Here is a 26,045-nt window from a genome sequence, read left to right on the forward strand (position 1 = left end):
TTTTTCTTTGAGGCCTTAAGACCTCAAGCTTTTAGCATAATCTATATACCTTTATTTGTTCATCACAAATACGATTGCCATCTTTATCAAAAGAGTAACCAGGAATTGGCCTACCACCTTTATTAATTTTTGCAACTTCATTTATATCTTCAATTTTAGTTATTTTTTAATATTGTAATAATATGTAGACCTGCTTAATCCAACAATTTTAAGGACAGTAACTACAGTATAGCCTAAATCGATCCATTTCTTTGCAATAACGCTTTTCTTCTATTGTGGGTTCGTTTTTTAAAAAAAGGTCTTTAAGAATGGCAATTTCTAAATCCTTTTCGCACATTAATTTTTATTTTACTAAATTAGTGTGCGATTGTCCAAATAGGTTAGAGGCTTAATAGTTTTGGTGTCCTATCAGTAAATAAAAATTCATGAAATTTCATTTAATTTAAATATTTCATAAAGCCTAGCTACTTTTCGTAAACAAAATCAAATTCAATAATATACTAAATATATAATCCTGTTATATAGATAATTATAATATATAATATTTTAAACTGGGTATATATAAATAAGATGGATGGGGGTGAATTTGGTGGAAAAATATATAGTTCCTCTGGAAAAGCTTAACAAAAAATGTGATCCTGAGCTTTTTGAGCATAGTACTACCGAAGATTTGCCTGCCTCTAGAGAGTTAATAGGCCAGGATAGGGCTATGGAAGCTTTGAAATATGGGCTTTCAATACGGAGAAAAGGGTATAATATCTATGTTTCTGGGTTGACGGGAACAGGTAGAAATAGTTATTCCTATTTGGTAGCTAAAGAGTTTGCTGATAAAAGGAAAGCCCCAAAAGATTGGTGTTATGTATTCAATTTTAAAAGGCCTAAATTTCCAAAAGCAATAGGTATGGATGGTGGACAAGGGAAAATATTTAAAAAGGATGTGGAAAAGGTTATAAAGGATATAGGAATAGAAATTCCCAAAACTTTAACCTCAAAGGAATATGAGAACAATAAAAACTTAATATATACTACCCATCAAAATAAGGCACAAAAAATATTGAATGAATTGAATGATTTAGCTAAACAATATAATTTTGTATTTAGGCAGACTGAAAGAGGCATATTGAGTATACCATTAAAGGAAAGCAAGCCTATGACCGATGAGGAATTAGATAATCTATCTCAGGAAGAAATAGAAGAGCTAATGAAAACCTCTAATGAATTAAATCAAAAAGCTTTTGATTATGTGAAAAGAGTAAAAGATGTTGAAAAAGACTTAATAAAGGAAATCAAAAATTTAAAGGAGGAAAATGTTCTTCAAGTATTAAACAACTATATTGATACCCTTATAGAAAGATATGAAGATAATGATAGGATATGTGAATATTTGAATGATATGAAGGCTGATATAGTAAAAAATTATGATATGTTCATGAAGGAAGACGAAAAGAACTATTTAGAGGGCATTCTTTTGCCAAGAGATAGAAAAGAAGATTTTATGAAAAGGTACCAAGTCAATCTTTTTATGGATAACAATGGGAAATCCAATGCCCCGGTTATTAGGGAGATGAATCCAACCTATTATAATCTATTTGGTAAGATCGAATACGTTAATGAATTTGGTGCACTGAAAACAGATCATATGAAGATTAGACCCGGATCCTTACATGAAGCAAATGGTGGATATATTATATTACAGGCAAGGGATATATTGCAGAGCAGCCATGCTTGGGAGGGCTTAAAAAGGGCTATAACTACAGAAGAAATAAGGATAGAAAATATTACAGGATTAAATGTAATATCGGAAACTTTACGGCCTGAACCTATTCCTTTAGATATTAAAGTAATAATTATAGGAGATTATTTTCTATATCAACTATTATATAATTATGATGATGATTTTAGAAAATTGTTCAAAATAAGGGCAGATTTCGATATAGAAATGGATAAAACTGAAGACAATATTAGAAAGATAGGTTCCTTTGTAGCTTATCAATGTAAAGAAGAAGGTTTAAAACCCTTCGATAAAGGAGCCTTAGCAGCTATTATAGAGCATAGTAGTCGTATAGCAGAAAATCAAAATAAATTGACTGCAAAGTTTAATGAATTGGTAGAGATAATATATGAAGCAGATTTATGGGCAGATATGGAAAACAGGCAAGTGGTTACCAGAGAAGATATAGATATGGCAATCTACAAGAAAAACTATAGAAATAACACCTATGAAGAGAAACTTGCGGAATTGATAGAAAAAGACGTAATAATGATAGAGACAGAGGGAGAAAAGATTGGGGAAATCAATGGTTTATCCGTTATAGACTTAGGCCAATATATATTTGGAAGGCCTAGCAAAATAACTGTAAATACCTTTGTAGGAAAAGAGGGGATAATCAATATAGAAAGGGAAGTAGAACAATCCGGTAGTATCTATGACAAAGGAGTCCTTATATTAGGAGGCTATTTGGGAGAAAAATTTGCTAAAGATTTTCCTCTTTCATTAACAGCTAGTATTACCTTTGAACAATCCTATAGTGGAATAGATGGGGACAGTGCTTCTAGTACCGAATTATACGCTCTATTATCCAGTTTAGCTGGTAAACCAATTAAACAGTCCATTGCAGTCACGGGTTCTGTCAATCAAAAAGGTATGATTCAACCTATAGGCGGAGTAAATGAAAAGATCGAAGGATTTTATAAGATCTGCAAGCTAAAAGGATTGACAGGAAATGAAGGAGTAATTATACCTTATCAAAACATTGAAAATCTAATGCTAGAAGATGAAGTGATAGAGGCTGTAAAATCAGGGAAATTCAAAATATATAGAGTAAAAACCATAGATGAAGGTATAGAGATATTAACTGGAATAAAAGCGGGAAAATTAGATGAAAAAGGCCAATATGAAAAGGGAGCTATTAACTATCTTGTACAAAAGAAATTAAAATATTATTCTGATATAAGCAAGGAATATGAGTAAAACCTTTCTAAAAATAGAAAGGTTTTACTTCTGTAGCGTGTAAAGCATGATAGAATATAATATGTAAATAAGTAAATAGGTTTAGTTAGGAAAGGGGGCGTTATTAATAGAAAAAAAACTTAGCTACATTAGATTTTTTATTCTACTTATCATTTCATTTATGATATGGAAGATAATAGATAGCCCTAATTTTATTGGGACAATAAAAAATATTATGAAACCTTTTTTATGGGCGTTAGTAATAGCTTTCTTTTTAAACACTCTATTAAGTGCTTTAGAAAGAGATTTCAAATTAAAAAGATGGATTAACATTTTAATAGTATATCTAATTTTTTATGGAACAATTATATTATTTATTACCATAATCACACCTAAGATAATAGACAATATAAAGAATATAATTAGAGAACTTCCCTATTATGCAAACAAAACCCAGAAATGGCTTTCCAAAACACCAGGTTTGTTGATGGGAATGGATAAATACGGGATATTCGATTATATAGAATTAGCTGTTGATGATTTCTTTGCTCGACTGGGAAGTAGTATGAGCTCTATAGTCAATAAAACTGTAACTCAGGTCATATCTATAACCTCCTTTTTAGTAAATTTTGTTCTAGGCTCTATTATTTCCATATATATGCTAAAGGATAAGGAGTATTTTGTAAAAAACTTGAAAAGATTAACCTATGCTATTTTTCCAGTAAATAAAGCGGAATCTATTATAGAATTTTTTAAGGAAATAAAGGAAGCTTTCTCAAAATTTTTCGTTGGAAAATTGTTAGATTCTTTGATTATTGGAATTCTATGTTTCATAGGGTGTTTAATAATGGGGGTACGGTATGCCCTTTTAATTAGTTTAATTGTTGGGGTGACCAATATGATACCTTATTTTGGTCCCTTTATTGGAATGATACCTGCTGCAGTAATTACTGTTTTTTATAGCCCTTTTAAGGCTTTATGGGTTGTAATATTTATATTTTTATTACAGCAGTTTGATGGATTGTATCTAGGTCCTAAGATATTAGGAATACAAGTAGGCTTAAAACCATTTTGGATCATACTTTCAATCCTTATAGGTGGAGGTTTTTTTGGAATATGGGGTATGCTATTTGCAGTGCCAATAGCAGCTGTAATAAAGACGACTTTAGGCAAATATATAGTCAAGCAACATAAGCAGAAAGGAATATCTTTGGATAAATAATAGGGGCAGACCTATGTATCTGCCCTATTCTGTCGCATAATTATCAAAGTAACCCTGTATAAGTACTATAGGAGTTCCTTTATCTCCACTACCACTAGTTAAATCACATAAACTTCCTAATAAATCAGTTAATCTTCTAGGAGTTGTACCTAAAGATTCTTTGTGGGCCTTTAGGTCTACATCTTTACCGTTTATCTTTTCTTTAATGGCTTCCACTGCTTCTTCTCCCTCTAAGTTTCTTAACTCCGTATCTGCCAGATATTTTAATTTTATTTCATTAGGAGTTCCTTCTAGGCCAGATGTATATCCTGGGGATACTATTGGGTCTGCCAGTTCCCAAATCCTCCCTACAGGATCTTTAAAGGCACCGTCTCCATATACCATTACTTCCACTAATTTTCCCGTTTTTTCCCTGATTCTATTTTGGATTTCATCAACATAGTATTTACTATCTCTTGGAAATAGCTTAATTTGAGTTTCTGTAGCTAAATTAGAGCCTAAGAGACCATATTCAGGGTTATACCCATCACTATTTATAGGTTTTGTTAATAAATCATCTAGCCCAATTATTTTATTTGCCCCTGCTTCTTTTAAAATTTGTTTAGTTCTCTTTCTATCATGAACATTAGCAACCAAAATATCCTTAGTATAGCTTAAAATTGTAGTAGGATCATTGGATAGGTATATTTCTACATCGTTATTAACGGTTAAATCCCTATATAATTGTACATAATCTATTCCCGTAAATGGATGAGTAACCTCATTCCCAAATAGTTTTCTATACTCATATTCACTTAAAGTATCAGTATATGGATTTATTTTAAGTTGATACATCTTATCTATATCCATCAATCTATTGCCTACTTCATCTGAGGGATAGTTGAGCAATAGATATATTTTCTTGCCCGTTAAAGCTATACCTTTTAGAATAATGGAAAATCTATTTCTGCTAAGTATAGGGAAGACGATTCCTACTTCTTCTGGGAATTTATTATTAATATCTTGGGCAATATCTTCAGCTGTAGCATAGTTTCCTTGTGCTCTTGCAACTAGCGATTCTGTAATTCCAATTATATCCCTATTATTAAGATTAAAGCCCTCATATTCTGATGCTTTTAACACGGAATCTACAACAATTTCTATTAAATCGTCCCCTTCCTTAACTATAGGAGCTCTTATGCCTCTTACTGTAGTACCCACAGTTCTAATCATTCAAATTCCTCCTAAAAATATAATTTGCACCACCAATATATATTATAACATTTTTTACATGATTAATAGAAACTATTAGTACTTTTCTCCAGCACAATTTATTATTCTCTTCTCGGTGATAATACAGTCTACGGGTATATCATAAATATCAGTAGGTACCTTTGGAGCAATTTGCATTTCGTAACATAGACCTACTTTAAATATTTGTCTATTATTACTAAAGAATCTATCGTAATAACCTCCTCCATAGCCTACTCGATAACCAGTAGGGGTAAAAATAAGGCCAGGAACCAATACCATATCAATTAGTTCTGGAGAAACCTCCCTAATATATTCCTTTTTAGGGGTTAAAATATTATAGTAACCCATTTCTAGCTCTTCATCAAAATTTTTTATTTCAGAAACTAACAGTTGTCTACCATTAGGGATAGTAATTGGAACTCCTACTCTTTTTCCTAAGGTAATGGATTTTTTGATTATATCATGGGTATTGACCTCATCTTTAAAGCTAATAAAAGAAAAAATAAAATTAGATTTTTTATATTCTACTAAATTAAATAATCTATCCCGAATAGCTTTAGATTTTTTTATTACTTCTTCATGAGAAAGTTCAGCCCTTTTTTTTGAGCATTTCTTCTCTTAATACTTTTTTATCCAAAATTACCACCCTTTACTGTTTATTTATTGTTCAGCTTATATTATAATATATAATTAAAGTGAAAATGTAAAATACGATTAAATATTTTAAAAATAAAGATTTATAGATTTTAAATAGAATCCTATATTAATTATGTTATAATCATATTATAAGTTATGAAAGATTCCTAATACATAGAGGTGAAAATTTTTGATCAGATTCATTAATATAAGTAAAGAGTATAAAAATGGAGTTAAGGCGCTATCCAATATAAATTTATTTATATCAAAAGGAGAATTTGTATTTCTAGTTGGACCTAGTGGGGCAGGAAAATCTACTTTAATTAAATTAATATTAAAAGAAGAAAACCCTACAGAAGGGAAAATATATTTAAATGATATGGATATTACTAAAGTCAAAAATAGAAAAATTCCCTATATTCGAAGGAATGTAGGGGTAGTTTTTCAAGATTTTAGACTATTACCAAATAAGACCGTATATGAAAATGTAGCTTTTGCCATGGAGATCATTGGAGCTCATCCAAGGGAAATAAGAAGAAATGTTCCAATGGTTTTAAGTATGGTAGACTTAAGTAAGAAGGCCCATTGCTATCCAGATGAACTTTCTGGAGGAGAACACCAGCGTGTAGCTATTTCAAGAGCTATAGTCAATAGTCCACCTATATTAATAGCGGATGAGCCTACGGGAAATCTAGATCCTGATACTGCTTGGGAGATAATGAAAGTACTTAGAGATATTAATAAACGTGGAACTACTGTGCTGATGGCAACTCATGCCAAGGATATAGTGGATATAATGAAAAAAAGAGTTATTGCCATTGAAAGGGGCAGGATAGTAAGAGACGAAGAGAAGGGTGTGTATGAGCATGAGCTTTCGAATCCTTAAAAATATTATTAAACAAGGCTTTCAAGGAATGTGGAGAAATAGGGGAATGGGGCTGGCTTCCGTAGGTTCTATTACTGCCGTATTAGTAATACTTGGCCTTGTTTTAATTATGATATTGAGTATAAATAATGTAGTAATAGATACAAAGAATAAGTTTGACGAAGTTCAAATTTTTTTAGAAGATGAAATTTCCAATGAGCAATTGAATAGGGTCGAAAATGAAGCTAAAAATACTAAGGGTGTTCTATCCGTAATATTTCAATCCAAGGAACAAGCTTTAGAGATTATGAAAGAGGAATGGGAAGAGGATGCTTATCTTCTAGAAGGATTGGAATCCAATCCATTACCAAATACTATAATAGTCCAATTAGAGGATATTGAATATGCTGATTCAGTAGTGGACAAGGTAAAAGACCTTCAGGGGATAGAAGAGATTAAATATAATAAGGATATTATAGAAAAGTTAGTATTATTTGCTAATTACGTAAGAGGTGGAGGATTGGTCATAGTAGCTATACTAGTATTCGTTTCAGTCTTTATTATATCCAATACCATAAAGATTACTGTAACTGCTAGAAGAAGGGAAATAGATATTATGAAATACGTAGGGGCTACCAATGGATATATTAGAGGACCTTTTATTATTGAGGGACTGCTCTTTGGTCTTATTGGAGCTATTATATCTATTTTAATTGTTAACTATGGTTATGGGTATTTCTTTAATAGGGTAAGCGATAAACTATATGTGTTATTTACCGTATACTTAGTACCACCTACTGCATTGATAAAGGATGTTTCCATTATGTTTATTTCAATAGGGGCAGGAATAGGTGCTTTAGGAAGTCTTGTTTCTTTGAAGAGATTTTTAAATGCATAAAAGGGAGGTAGAAACTTTGGGACAGAGAAAAAAAGCTATATATTTTATATTAGCTTTAATATTACTTTTTAATTATGCTCTAGTCTTTGCAGACAATAGCCTAGAAGATTTAAAAAACAAAAAGAAAGATGCTCTCCAACAATTAGATGAGACAAAGAAAGAGAAAAAAAATATTGAGAAGCAAACCAAAGACGTTAGTATTCAAATCGAAGAATTGGACAAGCAAATGGAGCGGGCAGCCATTGAGCTAGGAGAAGTAGAAAAAGAATTAGATAAATTAAATAAAGATATAGATAAAACATTGAAGGAATTAGAGGAAGCAGAAGAAAAAATCGCTAGTAAAGAAGACACCTTTAATTCAAGATTAAGGGTAATGTATAAAAATGGCAATGTAGGTTATATAGAAGTATTATTAGCTGCAGCAGATATAGGGGATTTTTTAACCAGAAAAGACATGATTCAATCTATTGTTAATCATGATGTAGAATTGATTAAATACATGAAGGAACAAAGGGATATTATTAACAATAAAAAGACGGAATTACAGGCTCAAAGGGCTTCTGTGGAGGTAACTAAATCTAAATTACAGGATAGGAAAAAAGAATTAGCTAGCGCTACTAGAGCTAAGGAATTGTTAATGACAGAATTGGTGAAAAACAAAAAAGAGTTAGAAAAACAAGAAGATGAGCTAATTAAGTTAGCTAAGGATATAGAATCTGAAATAGTTAAATTACAGCGAGTAGACGGACCTTATTCTGGTGGGGTTATGTCTTGGCCTGTTCCCGGGCATACTAGGATAAGTTCCCCTTATGGTTATCGAATTCATCCAGTATTTAAGACTAAAAAATTACATACGGGAATTGATATTCCTGCATCTACTGGAACTAAAGTTATAGCAGCAACAGATGGAATAGTCATATATTCTGGTACTTTAGGGGGATATGGTAAGACTATAATGATAGATCACGGCGGAGGAATTGTTACTTTATATGGGCACAATTCTTCATTAGTGGTTAGCGAGGGTACTAAAGTAAAAAAAGGAGATACCATAGCAAAAATAGGTAGTACGGGTATTTCAACTGGACCTCATTGTCATTTTGAGGTTAGAAAGAACGGCGCCTATGTAGATCCTATACCATGGCTGAAGGGGAATTAATCCCCTTTTTTTATTCTCTATTTTTTCCCATTGTGGTATAATGTTTAGGTAGGCTTAATACAATAGAATACATAATCCATAATATCGAGGTGAACAATATGTCTAAAAAAAGAGTAATAACTTTGATGGTAGTAATAATACTTTTGACAAATATTATTACATTTGGTGCAACCAATTTAATGACTATAAAATATAAAGATAAAGTTATATTACCAGCTAAAGAATATGAACAGCTTAAATCTTCATACAAAAAATATTCTAAGGCTATGGGATTGGAAGATTATATTAGAGACAACTTTTTAAAGGATGTAGATGAAGAGCAATTAATGGAAGGACAACTAAAGGGATTGTTTCAAGCTCTAGAGGATCCCTATTCAGTATATATGACTGAAGATGAGTTTAAAAGTTTTACAGAACATACTCAAGGAATATATGGAGGTATAGGTGTAATAGTCACTCCTGGAGATGATAATTTAATAACTGTAGTTTCACCTATTGAAGGTACTCCTGGTGAAAGGGCTGGCCTTAGAACTGGGGATAAGATTATAAAAGTAAATGGAGAAGAATTTACAGCAGATAATATGGATAAAGCTGTAAAACTAATGAAAGGAGAGCCTAAAACAACAGTCAGTATAACTATTTTAAGAAAAGATAAAGATGGAAAGAATAATTATATAGACTTAGATATTGTCCGAGAGGAGATTAGACTGATAACAGTTAAATCCAATATCATAGAAGATAATATAGGCTACATTAAAATAACTTCTTTTGATGAGTTGACTTATGAGGATTTTATGAAGGAATTAAATAGTTTAATGAAAAATAACATATCTGGAATTATTTTAGACCTGCGAAATAATCCGGGTGGATTGCTAAATGTATGTGTAGATATAGCAGATGAACTATTGGGTGAAGGAACAATAGTTTATACAGAAACACGACATGGAGAAAGAGCCTATGAAAAATCCAATAAAAAACATATAGATATCCCCTTGGTGGTATTAGTAAACGAGGGTAGTGCAAGTGCCTCTGAAATACTAGCTGGTGCTATTAAAGACCATAATAAGGGAATATTAATAGGCAATAAGACCTTTGGTAAAGGGGTAGTCCAAAGAATTAGAGAACTATCTGATGGTTCAGGTTTCAAACTAACGGTATCTGAATATTTTACACCAAATGGAACTAATATTCATGGTATAGGTATAGAACCTGATATTACGGTAGATTTACCAGAAGAGGTACAGGAAATAGGAATAGAGAACCTAGAACAGGATATACAATTAAAAACTGCTATAGAAAAGATAAAGGATATAATTAGATAAAGTAGCAGATCATGCAAAGGAGAGCTAAGGATGTATCCTATTTTTCAAATTGTATATTATTCCATATACAATATATTATCCATTTTAAAATCTCCTTTTTTTTGGATTGTAGTTGGGATCATTTATCTCCAATATAGAAAAATAGGAGAAATGGAGAAGGGGATTTTAGGAGAATACCAAAAATCTCCTATCTATAATGTGTTCATATCCACGTTATATGGGCTAATGGGTGGAATTCTAGGTAGTATTATATTTATTACTTTTGGCATTTCCATAAATCCTAAGGATTTCTACTTTATTTTACCATTAGCTTTACTGTTGTCTATGGTTCATCCTAGATTTATGTGTTTTTCTTATGCTGGGGGAATAGTTTCCTTAGTAAGTCTTATTTTAGGATGGCCAAGTATAAATGTATCAGAAATTATGTTTGTAATAGGTGTACTTCATCTGGTGGAAAGCTTTTTAATCCTAGTAGACGGAAGGAATAATAAGATACCAATATTTATGGAAAAGCAGAGGGAGATAATCGGTGGATTTACCATGAACCGATTTTGGCCAGTTCCATTTTCTATATTTGTCAACAATGGCTATGTATACCCTATTACCATAATGGCCATACTAGGCTATGGTGATTTTGCTTTAGCTAATTTCCCAGAGAAGAAATCCAGAGAAACAGCCAGTGCCCTGTCTTTATTCAGTATCATTTTGTTAATTTTATCAAGGTTGTCAATAGAAAACCATTTTTACAAATATGTAGCAGCTATATTTGCACCTTTGGCCCATGAAGTAATTATTGCGATAGGTAGAAGAAAAGAAGAAAAAGGAGATTATCTTTTTACGCCTGTAGAACATGGATTAAGGGTATTGGATACTTTACCCAATAGTGTTGGGGGGAAAATAGGTTTAAATCCGGGAGATATAATATTGAGCATAAATGGACATAGGGTATATTCTAGGGAAGATATTGAAGACATACTCTTTTTTAGGCCTAAGTTTATTTGGCTAGATGTATTCGATATAAAAAAGGGAATGGTAACTAAGGAATATAAAAACTATCAGGTGGGGATAAATAATTTAGGAATAGTAGTAGTTTCCAATATACCCGACCAAATTTTTATAGTAGAAGAATCAAAAGCACCTGTAGTAAGGTTGATTAATAGGTTTAAAAATAAAAAATCTAAATTTAAAAATTAAAATGAACCCTAGGGTTCATTTAATTTTTAATGTTTGCTATATCCAATTTTTTTAAGTCTATAGAATAGATAATGTTTAAATTACCTTCTTTATGGGGAGGACATAGGTTAACATATCCCCTCTCCTTGCTTGAATCGTAAAATACTTTGTCACTATTTATTTTAGCAATAGATGTTAAAGCTTCTTCTTTAATATTAAATTTGTTGATGGTATAATCACTGTTGTGAGTATTTTTTTCTATAACAATTATATTATCCTTATCTAATCTAAAATAGTTTGCTATATCCTGGCCTAATTTATTTTCAAAGGTATTTTTTTCAATATTATATACACGGAGCATATTCTTATTTTCTTCTTCGACATTTTCCAAATATATAATATTATGATTATCTGAAAAGTTTACTTTAAAACCTTCACCTATTTTTTTGACTTCAGCTTCATCTTCATAAAAATAGATATTTTTGTTTATAGAATCCTGTTGAGACTCAGTAAATACCAAACTGTTATCTAATATATCAAAGGATTCAATATTTTTATCTATTTCAAACACAACATTGGATTTGTTTTCCCTTAAATCATAGGCTAAAAAGGTAGATAGACCATCTTTTAAATCCATAAAATAAAGTATATTATCGTTTTTCCATTTCATATACTTTGGATTTAAAAAAGTATTTGGAGTTATTTTATAAGCGGTTTTTTCTTTTTTTGATATAATATAAAGATCGCTTTTATTCTCATCTACTTCAATTATGGAAATACATTCACCATTAGGACTGAAGGCAGCCGATTGAATTTTATCTTTTGAAGTATATAATTTTCCACGCTGTCCATTAGTAATATTGTAAGTCCATAAAGTTTCATATTCAATATTATTTTCTACATGGTCTTGCTTATAAAGTAAATAACTATTGGGTATATAATCTAATAGGTATCCATCATCAATATAGGTAGAAATAGCATCTTTTACTGAGTCCAATATTTCTCCAGTTAAGGCATCTACTTTCACATTTAAATTGATTAATGGAGATCTTGCATTCCCCTTATCGAATATATTGGTGAAGGAAATATGCCAAACTATTTGTTCTTTTAATTTAGTTAATTTTACATCTGGTATGGAACTAGGTTCAATTTTAAAATGAGTATAGATTTTATCCAATATTTGGTCTTTATTAAACTTTAAAGGAATTGGCTCAAAATTCTGGTTTACAATATTGAACTTAAGGTCTTCAATATTTTCATCAATTGGCTCTTGAATTTCCAGTAGAACTTGGGGTACTGCCAACTGGATTTCACCTTGTTCTAATAATCTATCTATATATATATTTATGGTGCTACCAGATTTAGTGATTTTATCAACCTTTATACCAGAGCTTTCTATTAACCCAATATTTGCTAATAGTTTTAAATTCTTAGTCTTCTTAAGTACTTCTACATTTGATTCTGTAGATTGGAAACCTTTAGATAAGGCGATTTTTTCAATTTTATAGCTTAGAGGTTTTTCCTCCATGTTTTTTTCCATTGCTGGAAGCGGGTTTTCTCCATTATAGCTACAACCAATGATTATAAGGGTCAGTGCTAATATAATTAAATTGAACAATATTTTTCTCATAATTAGCTCCTCCTTCCTTAATAGTTTATAATATTAATAGTAATTGTTCAATATTATTTTATTTTTATTAAAAAGATTTTGACTTTAATTATAAATGTAATATAATAAAATAATAGGAACGAACAAGCGTTCAATTCGAGGTGAATATATGTATAAATTTAAAATTCAATCCAATTTTAAGCCTACTGGTGATCAGCCAGAGGCTATAGATAAATTGTCTAATGGCATATTGAACAATTTGAAACATCAAACCCTATTAGGTGTAACGGGTTCGGGAAAAACCTTTACTATGGCTAATCTAATCGAGAAGGTACAGAAACCTACTCTAGTTATAGCTCATAATAAAACTTTAGCTTATCAATTAGCTAGTGAATTTAAAGAGTTTTTCCCCAATAATGCAGTAGAATACTTTGTATCTTATTATGATTATTACCAACCTGAGGCATATGTACCCCAAACGGACACTTATATTGAAAAAGATGCTTCAATAAACGATGAAATAGATAAATTAAGGCACTCGGCTACTGCTGCTTTATTTGAAAGAAGGGATGTAATTATAGTGGCTAGTGTATCCTGTATATATGGGCTGGGAGACCCTATTGATTATGAAAATTTAGTAGTCTCCTTAAGGCCAGGTATGATTAAGGATAGGGATGAAATAATGCGGAAACTAATTGATATCCAATATATGCGTAACGATGTAAATTTCATTAGAGGGACCTTTAGGGTTAGGGGAGATGTACTGGAGATATTCCCAGCTTCTTCTAGTGAAAATACCATTAGAGTGGAATTCTTTGGAGATGAAATTGATAGAATAGTGGAAGTCAATCATCTAACTGGCGAGATTATCGGGGCTAGAAAACATATTTCCATTTTTCCAGCCTCCCATTATGCCACATCTAAAGACAAGATAGATAGGGCTATTATTAGTATAGAAGAAGAACTGGAAGAAAGGTTAAAGAAATTAAGATCTCAAAACAAATTATTGGAAGCCCAAAGGTTGGAACAGAGAACCAGATATGATATTGAAATGTTAAGAGAAATGGGATTTTGCCAAGGTATAGAAAACTATTCAAGACATTTAAGTGGGAGAGCACCAGGAAGTAAACCCTATACTTTAATAGATTATTTTCCAAAGGACTTCCTTATAATAGTAGATGAATCCCATGTGACTATCCCACAAATCGGGGGTATGTATGAAGGGGATAGATCCAGAAAAACCAATTTAGTCGAATATGGTTTTAGGCTTCCTTCAGCATTGGATAATAGGCCTTTAAAGTTTACCGAATTTGAAAACCATATAAACCAGATAATATATGTATCAGCCACGCCAGGGATTTATGAAAAAGAGCATTCAGAGCAAATAGTAGAACAGATAATCAGGCCAACAGGACTATTGGACCCTAAAATAGATGTAAGGCCTACAGAACATCAGATAGACGATTTGGTAAAGGAAATAAGGATTAGAGCAGAGAAGAAAGAAAGGGTACTAGTAACTACTTTGACCAAGAAGATGGCGGAAGATTTAACAGATTATTTTAAAGAAATTGGCATTAAGGTAACCTACCTTCATTCAGACATTGATACCATCGAAAGGATGGAAATTATAAGAGATTTAAGATTGGGTAAATACGATGTATTAGTAGGTATAAATCTATTAAGAGAAGGTTTAGACTTACCAGAGGTTTCTCTAGTTGCTATATTAGATGCAGATAAGGAAGGGTTTTTAAGGTCAGAGACTTCATTGATACAGACTACAGGAAGAGCAGCAAGAAACGTATCTGGTCAAGTCATTATGTATGCTGATACTATAACTAAATCCATGGATAGAACTATTAAGGAAACCAATAGAAGAAGAGAAATACAAGCTAAATATAATAAAGCACACAATATAACGCCAAAATCCATAATTAAAGGAGTAAGGGATGTAATAGAAGCCACTATTGCATTAGAAGAAGAGGAAAAATATGTAGTTGATACATTTACAGGAGAAGAATTAGAAGTCATGATAGAGAATTTAAGACAATCTATGTTAAAGGCAGCAGAAGAGCTAAACTTTGAAAAAGCAGCAGAGCTGAGGGACAAGATGATCCAATTAAAGAAAATGCAAGAAGCAGGGCTACAATGATTTGTTGATGCAAAAATTGTGAATTGTAACGGTTATTATTATAATCGCAGGGGCAGACCTATGTGTCTGCCCGATACTTGTACCAATTTTAAAAAGAGGTGAAATATAATTTGGAAAACAACAAAATAGTAATTAGAGGAGCTAAAGAACATAATTTAAAAAATATTGATTTAGAACTTCCTAGAAATAAATTCATCGTAATTACTGGGCTAAGTGGTTCAGGGAAATCCTCCTTAGCCTTTGATACCATATATGCAGAAGGACAAAGAAGGTATGTGGAAAGCCTATCCAGCTATGCCCGACAATTTTTAGGACAAATGGAAAAACCTGATGTAGAATATATAGAAGGTTTATCGCCTTCTATTTCTATTGATCAAAAGACTACCAGTAGAAATCCTAGGTCTACTGTAGGCACAGTAACGGAAATATATGATTATTTAAGGCTGTTATATGCTAGGATAGGAATTCCTTATTGCTATAAATGTGGTAAGGAGATAACTAGCCAAACGGTAGATCAAATGGTAGATAAGATAATGGAATTAGAGGAAAGGACTAGGATTCAGATACTATCACCAGTAGTTAGGGGGAAAAAAGGAGAACATAAAAATATTTTAGAGAATATTAAAAAAGAAGGTTTCATCAGGGTAATAGTAGATGGAGAAATGTATGAGGTAACCGACGATATAAATATGGAGAAAAACAAAAAGCACGATATTGAAATAGTAGTAGATAGAATAATAGTTAAAGATGGTATAGAAGGGCGACTAGCTGACTCTTTAGAAACTGCATTAAAATTAGCAGATGGATTGGTTATCGTTGATGTAATAGATAAAGAAAGGATAATGTTTAGCCAAAAGCTAGCCTGTCCTGATTGTGGTGTGGCTATAGAAGAGTTATCTCCTAGAGTGTTCTCTTTCAACTCACCTTTTGGAGCCTGTCCTAATTGTAATGGAATAGGTTATCACAAGGAAGTAGATAAGGATTTAGTCATACCAAATCCGGAATTGAGTATAAATGAAGGTGGAATTGCTCCTTTTAATACTGCCAATGAATCTACTTATTATTATCAAATATTTAAAACCTTGGCAGAAGATCATGATTTTGACATGGAAACTCCTTTGAAAGATGCACCTAAAAAGTTTTTAGATGAACTATTATATGGTACAAAAAGGACTATTAGCTTTAAATTCCACAGTCATTATGATGGCCTTAGAAATTATAAGGGAACCTTTGAAGGAATTATTCCTAATCTAGAAAGAAGATATAAGGAGACCAATTCAGATTATATGAAGGATAGAATAGATGGCTATATGACAGAAATTCCCTGTCCTAAATGTAAAGGAAATAGATTGAAGGACGAAATATTAGCAGTTAAAGTAGGCGGATTAAATATAGCAGAATTTACCCATCTATCCATATCTAAAGCTATAGATTTCATTGAAAACCTAGAGCTTGATGAAAGGCAACAATTAATTGGACATCAAGTGTTAAAGGAGATAAGGGAAAGATTATCCTTCTTAAGGGATGTGGGATTGGATTATCTTACCCTGTCTAGAAATGCAGGAACCTTATCTGGTGGAGAGTCTCAAAGGATTAGGTTGGCTACACAAATTGGTTCAAGCCTTGTAGGAGTAATCTATGTACTAGACGAACCAAGCATCGGACTACACCAAAGGGATAATGCAAAGCTTTTGAAGACCTTGAGAAATTTGACGGGTTTAGGAAATACCCTTATAGTAGTAGAGCATGATGAAGATACTATGTATAGCGCAGACCATATAGTGGATATTGGACCTGGAGCAGGAGTCCATGGAGGCTATATAGTAGCAGAAGGGGCTATAGATGAAATAAAGGATAATCCAAAATCCATTACTGGTCAATATCTATCTGGGAAAAAGCGTATTGAAATCCCTACTAAAAGGACTGAACCCAATGGCAATTGGGTAGAAGTCATTGGTGCAGAAGAGAATAATCTAAAAAAAATAAATGTGAAATTTCCTCTCGGAGTTTTTACCTGTGTAACTGGTGTATCTGGCTCTGGGAAGAGTACTTTGGTAAACGAAATATTATACAAAAGCCTTGCACAAAAATTAAATGGAGCAAAGATAAAACCGGGCAAACATAAGAAAATAAAAGGGTTAGAACATTTAGACAAAGTAATAGTAATAGATCAATCGCCCATTGGTAGAACTCCTAGGTCCAACCCTGCCACCTACACTGGAGTATTCGACTATATAAGGGATGTGTTTGCCATGACTCCAGAAGCTAAGATGCGAGGATATGAAAAGGGTAGATTTAGTTTCAATGTAAAAGGTGGAAGATGTGAAGCCTGTAGAGGAGATGGAATATTAAAGGTAGAAATGCACTTTTTACCTGATGTATATGTACCTTGTGAGGTATGTAAAGGTAAAAGGTATAATAGGGAGACATTACAGGTTAAATATAAAGGGAAGACTGTTTCCGATGTATTAAATATGACTGTAGAAGAAGCCCTTGAATTCTTTGAAAATATACCTAGAATAAAAAGAAAACTACAGACATTATATGACGTAGGTTTAGGATATGTAAAACTAGGTCAATCCTCAACAGAACTATCTGGTGGAGAAGCCCAGAGGGTTAAATTGGCTACAGAATTAAGTAAAAGGAGTACGGGAAAAACCATCTATATACTAGATGAACCAACAACAGGTCTCCATATGGCAGATATCCACAAGCTAATTAAGGTATTAGACCAATTAGTAGAAGGAGGCAATACTGTAATAGTAATAGAACACAATCTAGATGTAATAAAAACTGCTGATTATATAATAGACCTGGGACCAGAAGGAGGGGATAAGGGTGGTACGGTAGTAGCCACTGGAACTCCAGAAGAAATAGCGGAAGTAGAAGAATCCTATACAGGACAGTTTTTGAGGAAGGTATTGTAAATAATAATTCCCCTAGCCTATGATAATAAGCTAGGGGAATTTAACTTATTTAACCAAACTGTTGATGCTATTAAACAAATTTTTATTATCCTTTATTACTTTTTCATTACCAATAGTCAAAATATGGTTTTCCTTTAACCCCTTTTCAAATAGCTCAGCAAACTTTTTAATATCCTCTGGTTTAGTATTTAATATTTCTTCTAATTCTTTATTTAAATCTTCTTCAGTTATTCCAGACAGGTAGTAATAATCTGCCGTTTGTCCTTTTGCCATATTGGATGTAGGAATATAATATTCTGCTAAAGAAGATATTATTTGTTTTTCAAAATCTTTTTCACTCATATTAAAGTTTTTAAGATAATCTATAGCACCTTTATATACATCATAAGTCTGTTTCAAATTCGGGTCTCTATAACTTCCAAGGAATATATTGGATTCATCTATGATTCCAAATAAGGCTCCATAGGCTCCACCTTTAATGCGTATTTCATTGAATAGGTAATCTGATTGTAAAATATTATTTAGAACTTTCATCTTACCACTGTAATTATATCCATGTTTTGTAAAGTCAAAGGTTTGAAAATTATATAATATATCCATGGTTGAAGAGAAAGCTTCATTTTTGTTGTCAAAATCAAAATTGTATTTTTGTGAATTAAGATCTTTATCTCCAATGACTTTCAATAAAGTAGGAATATTTTTTCTAAATACATTATATTCTTTTTGTTCCCCAGTAAATGAAATTAACATATTTTTTCTATTTAGCAAGGTATTTTTTACTTCCTCTAAGTTTTTTACTATTTCTTTATATTTATTATCAAAGTTTTTATCTAGATCAACAATAAAATCATAATAGGATAAACCTAGCAATAGATCATTATATTTATAAACAGGTGAAAAATATGAAAGGTTTCTAATGATTCCAATATTTATTGGCCCTGAACTTAATTGATTTTCCATATTACTTTTTATATTGGAAATTAATTGCTTAAGCCTTTCCTTATCATCAAAATTGCTATTTGCCATTTCTTCAGCCATAATTTCCAACATCTTTGATATGTTTTCTTCTGTTGCATATGATGATACAGTAAATTTAGGATAATATATATCATTAGAACCCTGTTTTGTAACCACTGTTGCAGAATATTGAATTCCGCCAGTATACATAGCTTCTTCAATTGGTAGCTGAGTATAATTATATTTTTCAGTACTTACTTTACCTAATATTTGAGATAATAGGCTTATATAAGGTATTTGTTCTTGTTTTACGGTAGAGGCATCAAAATATAGATTTAAAAAGCCTACCCCATTTGTAAATAATGGGTGGTGTAGAGTTCTTATCCCATTTTCTTTCTTTTCTTTAGTAGGGATCTTTTCTATTTTAGGTTCTAAATCTTTTATTGACAGAGTAGGTATAGTGTTTAATATTTCTTCAGAATTAGGGGTACCATTCCACTCTTGTAATTCTTTATAGTCAATAATTAATTTTTCTATTTCTTTATCAGATAAAGAAGCTTTGTATTTTTCCAGTTTTTCTGCAACAGCTTTACTTTTTTCTTCCATTAAACCTTTTTTAGGCTTAACAATAACTACTGAACTATGATTATTTTTTAGTATATGCTTTTCAATTAAGTTTTCAAAATATGGTTCATCTAAAGCCACTTTTAACTTTGAAAGAGCTCCATCAATATCCATTCCATCTAAAGGATTACCATCGTAAAGCCAGCTTAGCATAGCTAGTTCACCATACAATAGCCCCGTCATTGCATCTCTTGAATATTGTTGTCTTTGATCTAGTTCCATATTGTTTAATGTAGATTTAATTAGAGTTTTATCTATTCCTTTATCTACTATATCCCTTAATGAAGAATATATAACATCTTCAAATTTATCTTTCATATTCTCATTAGTGTTTTGTGCCACTATTGATATAAAAGGTTGGGCTGAGTTAGAAAAATACACAGAACTAATATTATTAAAACCTGCCTTATTTAAATTTTGTACCACTGGAGAAGCTGGATTATTAAAGACTATCTGTGATAAAAGACCAAAAGTTAAAGTAGTTTCCATATCAGGCTTTCCATCTAAAGCATAGTTTAGGGATATGAATGTTTTGTCCTTTTCTAAATCCTCTTCTAGGATAGGATATTCGACTGTTAGTTCCTTTTTGTCCTTAAATGGTTTTTGAATACCAGGTTTTGAATCCACTTTTATCTTATTATAATCCTTTAAATAATTCTCATTTATAAACTCTAATTTATCTAAAATATCTAATTTCCCATAGATGTAAATATAGCTATTCGAAGGATGATAGTATTTATCGTAAAAATCTTTTAATTCTTTAAAGGTTAAATTAGGTATTTCCGCCGGGTCTCCACCGGAAATATACCTGTAATTAGTGTCAGGATATAAGCTCCTCATAATATAGGAATAAAGTTGGGAATCTGGAGAAGATAAAGCTCCTTTCATCTCGTTATATACCACTCCATTATATTCTAAGGGAGCATCCTTATCTTCAATTTTATAATGCCATCCATCGGTCTTAAAGAATTTTTCATCCTTATAGAAGGAAGGCTTGAAGACTACATTTAAATATACATCCATTAAATTTGAAAATTCAGTATCGTTCATACTGGAGAAGGGATATGTAGTCCTATCGGGATATGTCATGCCATTAAGGAATGTGGTCAAGGACCCCTTCATAATTTCAAAGAAAAGCTGCCTTACAGGATATTTTTCTGAACCCCCATTTAGTATAACATGTTCTAGAATATGGGGTATTCCCTTATTGTTATCTACAGGTGTTCTAAAGGAAATAGAAAAATTTTTATTTTCGTCTTCATTTTCTATTTGTAGTAGCTTTGCACCGCTTTTTTCATGATAAAAAATCCTTCCTATGGATTCAATATCCTTTAAGTTCTTTTCTTCAATTAATTTAAAACCATGATAAGTTTGACCTACTTCTAATTCGGATTTTGCTGTATATATTTGAGCATAACCCAAATTAGAAACTAAAAATGTTAGTAATATTACCGTAAGAATAAATGATGTGATTTTTTTTCTCTTTCTAATAAATATTTTCATATAATCCCCCTTTTTATTATTTTAGCATGAAATAAAAATAACCCCCATATAATAGTTAACAGAGAATAACAGAATGTATATACAGTAATTAGTGTATATACACATTATATACTAATCACATATATTGTCAAGCTACAATGTATGACAGTATTAATCACATAGTACACTATAACAAAGCTTGTGTCAATAAGATAATTAAAAATTAATAAAATATATTTACATTATGAATCTATTAACCTTAGTTTCATAAGATTTAACTTAAATTTTACAAAACTGGAGTTATTCAATATGTTAAAGGGGTATATAACCATATAAAAGCAAAAATTAACTTATACAGATTAAGGGGGAAGATGTATTTGAATTGGAGGTTTAGTTTTAAGACTAAAATACTTTTAAGCATTTCAATTATTTTTATTTTAGGAGTTAGTCTGCTAGTAGGAGCATACATATACATAAATAATAAATTTGTTAGTCAAGAGATTGAAGCATTATCAGGAGCAACCATTACATTAGAAAAGGTAAATGAAATAAGGATTAAAAGTTACAAATCTATAATGATATTGTTTTTAATAGCTTTAGCCGCAATTCTCTTTATAAGCAATATATTTTCAAATAGGTTTGTGGCAATAATAGAAAATTTAAAAGAGAGGATGTATGATGCAGGAAGAGGAGATTTAACAGTCCGTTGCCAAGTGAAGAATAATGATGAAATTGGAGATTTGTATTCATATTTTAATGCAATGGTATCTAAACAATCGGATATGATCAACAAATTGAAAGGTACTGTAAATATTTTATCTGGAGCTTCAGAAGAAGTAGCTACTGCTAGTCTACAGGTGGATTCGTCATTAGAGGAAATTGCAATAAGTATGGATGGCTTAGCCAAGGAAGCCCAAGGAGGAATCACTTCTTCAATAGAAGGTTCACAGGTAATGTTAGAACTTTCTTCCTTAATTCAAATTTCCAAGGAATTGGCATTATCTACTGAGACTAATTCCCAGACAACTTTGACAACGGCAAAAGAAGGAAAAAGCACCATTGAAAAAGCTATGGATTCCATGGGAAAAATCGATGATAAAACAAATGAGATGGAGAAATTAATTGAAGACTTTACTAATTATTTACAGGAGATTACAACAATTAGTAATACTATAAATAGACTAGCAGAACAGACTAATTTGTTAGCGTTAAATGCATCTATAGAAGCGGCGAGGGCAGGAGAATCTGGAAGAGGTTTTACCGTAGTGGCAGAGGAAATCAGAAAATTGGCAGAGCAATCCAATAAAGAAGCTAATGAAGTAGCCCATTTAGTAGAGAAGATTGAAACCATAACTGAAGAGTTAGTAATTTCTTCAAAGGAAAGTCGTGAAGAAGTAGAAAAGGGAATTATGGTTAGTAAAAAAAGTGTTGAATCTTTAGATAGTATAATTGAAGCCGTTAATAATACAGCAAAGGATATTAGGGAAATAGTTGGAGTAACGGAAGACGAAGTTGCTAGTTCAGATAAAATTGTGGAGTTAATAAATTACATTGCTACTTCTATTGAAACTACTGCAGCTAATGCAGAGGAAGTAGCTGCTGCTGCAGAAGAAATATCTGCTTCTATGGAAGATGTTAGCAGTAGTACCCAAAATACAAGGGAAGTAGCCAAAGAAATAGAAACTATGATAAAGAATATGCGGACTGTAAATAATGAGAATTTAAACCATATTGAAATACTAGAACAAGCTAAAACGGATCATCTAGTATGGAAGCTTAGAATAACCAATATGATAAAGGGCTTAGAGAAATTGGAAATAGAAGATATTACATCCCATGAGGAATGTAAATTTGGACAATGGTACCATAATTCAATAGATGAATATAAAGACTATAAAGCCTATATGGATTTAAATGAACCTCATATAGAGGTGCATAATACTGCTTTAAAAGCGGTACAAGCATATAATAATGGAGATATAAGAATGGCCAAAAAACATTTAAAAAGGTTAGATTATTATTCAGGAATAGTGATAAAGAATCTAAACAAATTAATTGCCGAATTACAGCAGGAGGGGTCTTATGGTAAAATATAATTTTGATAAGGACAAGCTAAAAGTATGCCTTTCAGGAGATTTAGATACAAAGGAGGCAATTTACCTAAGAAAAGAATTACTGGACTATATAAATAAAGGCTACCATAATATAGTAGTAGATGTGGAGAATCTTGACTATATCGACAGCACTGGCTTAGGAGTATTGGTAACTGCAAACAAACTAGTTCAAAAAACGGATGGACAAGTATATATAGAAGGGCTAAAAGGCCATGTTAAAAAAATATTTGAGCTAACAAGATTGAATAAAGTTTTCCATATAGGGGTTTAATGAATTTTAATTTAATCCAATCCTGAGATTGGATTAAATTAAAATAAATTCCACAATGAATCTTCAATAACAGGAATGTTAAAATATTGACAATATACAATTATAGCATTATACTATAGATGGTGACAATAAATTAACAAGGAGGCTTTTAAAATGGCTGTAGAAGTTTTTAAAAGTATTACTAAGCTAACTGAAGGAATGAGGGTAGAATGTGTTTCAAGAGATCATAAAATTTTATTAGATGAACCAAAAGAATTAGGTGGAACTGATACAGGAATGAATCCAGTGGAAGCTGTACTTTGTGCGCTAGGGGCTTGTAAATGCATAGTAGCTAGATGCTTTGCTAAGGCTCATGGAGTAGATCTTAAGGACTTTAGGGTAGAATTGGAAGGAGATTTAGACCCAGATGGATTCATGGGTAAGAATAAGGATGCAAAGATTGGATTTTCAGAAATTAGATCTAAAATATATATTGAATCTAATTCACCAAAAGAGAAGATAGAAGAATTTGTTGAATTTATAGATAGAACTTGTCCAGTAGCTGATACCTTGGCTAATTCACCAAAATTAGTTACAGAGTTAACAATTGAAAAAGAAAAGGTATCTGCGTAAATTTATAAGTATAAAATTCTCTTTTCCGTCAACAATCTCTCTTAAGGAGGGATTAAGATGGGAAAGAGAATTTTTGTTTTTAGTATGATATTATTAATATTGTCAATTTATACTATTGCATTTTCTTATGATGGAATAGAAAAAAACTATACTGATATTCCGGAAATTGATCATACAAGTGGAGAATTGTTTATCTATGGATCTATACTGAAATTAGATTATGAAAGGAATGAAATAATAATAGAACAGCATATGGATGATAATAGTGTAAAACTTAATCCTATATTAAAAGTCAGAGAAGATGCAGTATTCATTCTTCAAAGAAATGAGAAAAGGATGAATATAGACTTTGAAGATTTAAAAATAGGTGATAGATTTGGAACTATATTAGATAACAATGGGTTAATTAGGGGAATGATTATTAATACATAAAGGATAGCATGCTATCCTTTATGTATTAATAATGTTAAGAGGATGATACTGTACTTAATTCATATAGCTGGTTATATATATTGCCATCTTCTTTTTTAGATTTTTTCTTAAAGAAAGTCTTGCCAAATTTACTAGCTATCCAAAGACCTAATCTTCTCATACCGGCCTCAAAACCAAAAATTTTAAACATTTTCATGGCCCCAGAAAAATTATAGAAATCATTTACCGCTTTAAAAAATTCTAGTTCTAGCTCCCAAGGTGACATATTGTTTGGTTCAAAAACAACATTCATCATATCATAGTATTGCCAATCCTTGATCAATATTCTACCTTCTTCTTCAAACTGTTTATATAGAGGGGTATTTGGATATGGAGTTAATATAGCGGGCTGCAATTGATACGCATTGATTTTTTTTGAAAACTCTACAGCTTTTCTAATATCTTCCTTAGTGTCATAATCTAAGCCTAATACTATGCTTGAGATTAATCGTATCTTATATTTTTCTAACATTTTTCCGCAATACTCTATATCTTCAATTTTTTGTTTTTTATCTATATAGTCTAGAGATTCTTGATTCAAAGACTCAATTCCAATTAATACCCGGTTTAAATGAGCATCTCTAAGTAAGGCTAATAGTTCTTCATCCTTGGCTAAATCCGTTCTGCCAAAGAAGAAAGTTTCTTTAAATACCAAATTGTTTTGAATCATCTTGGTCAATATTTCCTTTGCTCTTTCCCTATTAGCAGTAAAGTTATCATCTTCAAAATTAACATATTTAAATCCCATTTTTTTATACATTTCTAGCTCTTCTATTACATTGTCAGGAGTACGTTGTCTATAGGGATGAAACATTCTAGAAGTAGTGCAGAATATACATTTAAAGGGGCAGCCTCTTGAAGTCATTAAATTTGCTACTTCACAAGGAGTTTTTAAAATACTATAATCTGGAAAGGGTATCTGGTCTAGATTCTGAACTGGTGGAGCTTCCACTATTTTTTCTTTAATATTCCCTTCAATTAAATCTACTATAACAGTTTCTGCTTCGCCTATTACCACTTGGTCTGCATATCTTAGGGCCTCCTCCGGTAAAGCTGAGGCATGCATACCTCCTATTATAATCCTCTTTTTATACTCTTTTTTTAAAATATGGGCTAATTGATAGGCTCTAGGTGTGTTAGAGGTCATGGTATAGATACATATTACATCTGCATCTATGATGTTTTCGGGTTCTAAATCCTTATAAAGTTCCTCATAAACTTCTACATTATGACCTTTTTCTTTTAGTATTCTACCTAAAATCAAAGGACCTGTAATTGAATTGCTACGACCATAAAAAGAGCCTCCCATCCTATATATACTATTTCTTCTTATGTCTGCTGCAGGTACAATAAATACAACTTTCACAATACTCA

17 protein-coding genes and 1 pseudogene are annotated in these 26,045 nt (G+C 31.5%); 13 read left to right on the forward strand and 5 right to left on the reverse strand.

Annotated elements, in window-relative coordinates; all coding sequences use genetic code 11:
* The first annotated feature begins 589 nt into the window (after positions 1 to 589).
* The gene (locus CUL_RS0100955) at positions 590 to 2,971 is read left to right on the forward strand and encodes a Lon protease family protein (protein ID WP_081722713.1); all 2,382 of its coding nucleotides are present in this window, start codon (positions 590 to 592) and stop codon (positions 2,969 to 2,971) included.
* Between the two features lie 139 nt (positions 2,972 to 3,110).
* Entirely contained in the window at positions 3,111 to 4,172 is a 1,062-nt protein-coding gene (locus CUL_RS0100960) for an AI-2E family transporter (protein WP_269077308.1), read from the forward strand.
* Positions 4,173 to 4,196: 24 nt separating this feature from the next.
* Here CUL_RS0100960 and CUL_RS0100965 read toward each other — a convergent pair whose 3' ends face one another.
* Entirely contained in the window at positions 4,197 to 5,384 is a 1,188-nt protein-coding gene (locus CUL_RS0100965; protein ID WP_005587055.1) for a coenzyme F420-0:L-glutamate ligase, read from the reverse strand.
* 75 nt (positions 5,385 to 5,459) lie between these two features.
* Positions 5,460 to 6,008: pseudogene (locus tag CUL_RS18190) on the reverse strand (5-formyltetrahydrofolate cyclo-ligase); the annotation flags it as partial.
* A gap of 223 nt (positions 6,009 to 6,231) precedes the next feature.
* Here CUL_RS18190 and ftsE point away from each other — a divergent pair.
* The 5 genes from ftsE (at position 6,232) to CUL_RS0100995 (ending at position 11,476) form a co-directional block, all read left to right on the forward strand.
* Complete coding sequence (gene ftsE / locus CUL_RS0100975; protein WP_005587057.1) at positions 6,232 to 6,927, forward strand: cell division ATP-binding protein FtsE; 696 nt, start codon at positions 6,232 to 6,234, stop codon at positions 6,925 to 6,927.
* Positions 6,908 to 7,804, forward strand: a complete 897-nt coding sequence (ftsX, locus tag CUL_RS0100980) for a permease-like cell division protein FtsX (RefSeq protein WP_051403469.1) — start codon at positions 6,908 to 6,910, stop codon at positions 7,802 to 7,804. The genes ftsE and ftsX overlap by 20 nt, the downstream gene beginning before the upstream one ends.
* Before the next feature lie 16 nt (positions 7,805 to 7,820).
* Positions 7,821 to 8,960 carry a murein hydrolase activator EnvC family protein gene (locus CUL_RS0100985; protein ID WP_236616411.1) on the forward strand — a complete coding sequence of 380 codons (1,140 nt, stop codon included), beginning with the start codon at positions 7,821 to 7,823 and terminating at the stop codon, positions 8,958 to 8,960.
* A 98-nt stretch (positions 8,961 to 9,058) separates the two neighbouring features.
* Positions 9,059 to 10,282, forward strand: coding sequence for a S41 family peptidase (locus CUL_RS0100990; protein ID WP_005587060.1), 1,224 nt, complete (start codon positions 9,059 to 9,061; stop codon positions 10,280 to 10,282).
* A 30-nt stretch (positions 10,283 to 10,312) separates the two neighbouring features.
* Complete coding sequence (locus CUL_RS0100995; protein ID WP_025640249.1) at positions 10,313 to 11,476, forward strand: PDZ domain-containing protein; 1,164 nt, start codon at positions 10,313 to 10,315, stop codon at positions 11,474 to 11,476.
* A 19-nt stretch (positions 11,477 to 11,495) separates the two neighbouring features.
* Here the strand turns inward: CUL_RS0100995 and CUL_RS0101000 are convergent, their stop codons facing one another.
* Positions 11,496 to 13,085, reverse strand: coding sequence for a hypothetical protein (locus CUL_RS0101000; protein ID WP_005585546.1), 1,590 nt, complete (start codon positions 13,083 to 13,085; stop codon positions 11,496 to 11,498).
* Positions 13,086 to 13,233: 148 nt separating this feature from the next.
* On the opposite strand from CUL_RS0101000, the gene uvrB reads away from it, so the two are divergent.
* Both uvrB and uvrA read left to right on the forward strand, forming a co-directional pair.
* Positions 13,234 to 15,213 carry an excinuclease ABC subunit UvrB gene (uvrB, locus tag CUL_RS0101005; protein WP_025640250.1) on the forward strand — a complete coding sequence of 660 codons (1,980 nt, stop codon included), beginning with the start codon at positions 13,234 to 13,236 and terminating at the stop codon, positions 15,211 to 15,213.
* A 110-nt stretch (positions 15,214 to 15,323) separates the two neighbouring features.
* Positions 15,324 to 18,140 carry an excinuclease ABC subunit UvrA gene (uvrA, locus tag CUL_RS0101010; protein WP_025640251.1) on the forward strand — a complete coding sequence of 939 codons (2,817 nt, stop codon included), beginning with the start codon at positions 15,324 to 15,326 and terminating at the stop codon, positions 18,138 to 18,140.
* Positions 18,141 to 18,185: 45 nt separating this feature from the next.
* Here uvrA and CUL_RS0101015 read toward each other — a convergent pair whose 3' ends face one another.
* On the reverse strand, positions 18,186 to 21,224 hold the full coding sequence (locus CUL_RS0101015) for an insulinase family protein (protein ID WP_025640252.1): 3,039 nt from the start codon (positions 21,222 to 21,224) through the stop codon (positions 18,186 to 18,188).
* A 356-nt stretch (positions 21,225 to 21,580) separates the two neighbouring features.
* Here CUL_RS0101015 and CUL_RS0101020 point away from each other — a divergent pair, with 356 nt between their 5' ends.
* The 4 genes from CUL_RS0101020 (at position 21,581) to CUL_RS0101035 (ending at position 24,632) form a co-directional block, all read left to right on the forward strand.
* The gene (locus tag CUL_RS0101020; RefSeq protein WP_025640253.1) at positions 21,581 to 23,299 is read left to right on the forward strand and encodes a methyl-accepting chemotaxis protein; all 1,719 of its coding nucleotides are present in this window, start codon (positions 21,581 to 21,583) and stop codon (positions 23,297 to 23,299) included.
* Positions 23,286 to 23,588 (forward strand): STAS domain-containing protein, encoded by a 303-nt coding sequence (locus tag CUL_RS0101025; protein ID WP_025640254.1) that lies wholly within the window; start codon positions 23,286 to 23,288, stop codon positions 23,586 to 23,588. The genes CUL_RS0101020 and CUL_RS0101025 overlap by 14 nt, the downstream gene beginning before the upstream one ends.
* 153 nt (positions 23,589 to 23,741) lie before the next feature.
* Positions 23,742 to 24,200 (forward strand): OsmC family protein, encoded by a 459-nt coding sequence (locus CUL_RS0101030; protein ID WP_005584379.1) that lies wholly within the window; start codon positions 23,742 to 23,744, stop codon positions 24,198 to 24,200.
* Positions 24,201 to 24,257: 57 nt separating this feature from the next.
* Entirely contained in the window at positions 24,258 to 24,632 is a 375-nt protein-coding gene (locus CUL_RS0101035) for a hypothetical protein (protein ID WP_005584380.1), read from the forward strand.
* A gap of 34 nt (positions 24,633 to 24,666) precedes the next feature.
* On the opposite strand, the gene CUL_RS0101040 is transcribed toward CUL_RS0101035, so the two are convergent.
* Positions 24,667 to 26,037, reverse strand: a complete 1,371-nt coding sequence (locus tag CUL_RS0101040; protein WP_025640255.1) for a B12-binding domain-containing radical SAM protein — start codon at positions 26,035 to 26,037, stop codon at positions 24,667 to 24,669.
* Positions 26,038 to 26,045: the final 8 nt, after the last annotated feature.

This window comes from [Clostridium] ultunense DSM 10521 (genome assembly GCF_000511955.1).
Lineage (GTDB): Bacteria > Bacillota > Clostridia > Tissierellales > Tepidimicrobiaceae > Schnuerera > Schnuerera ultunensis.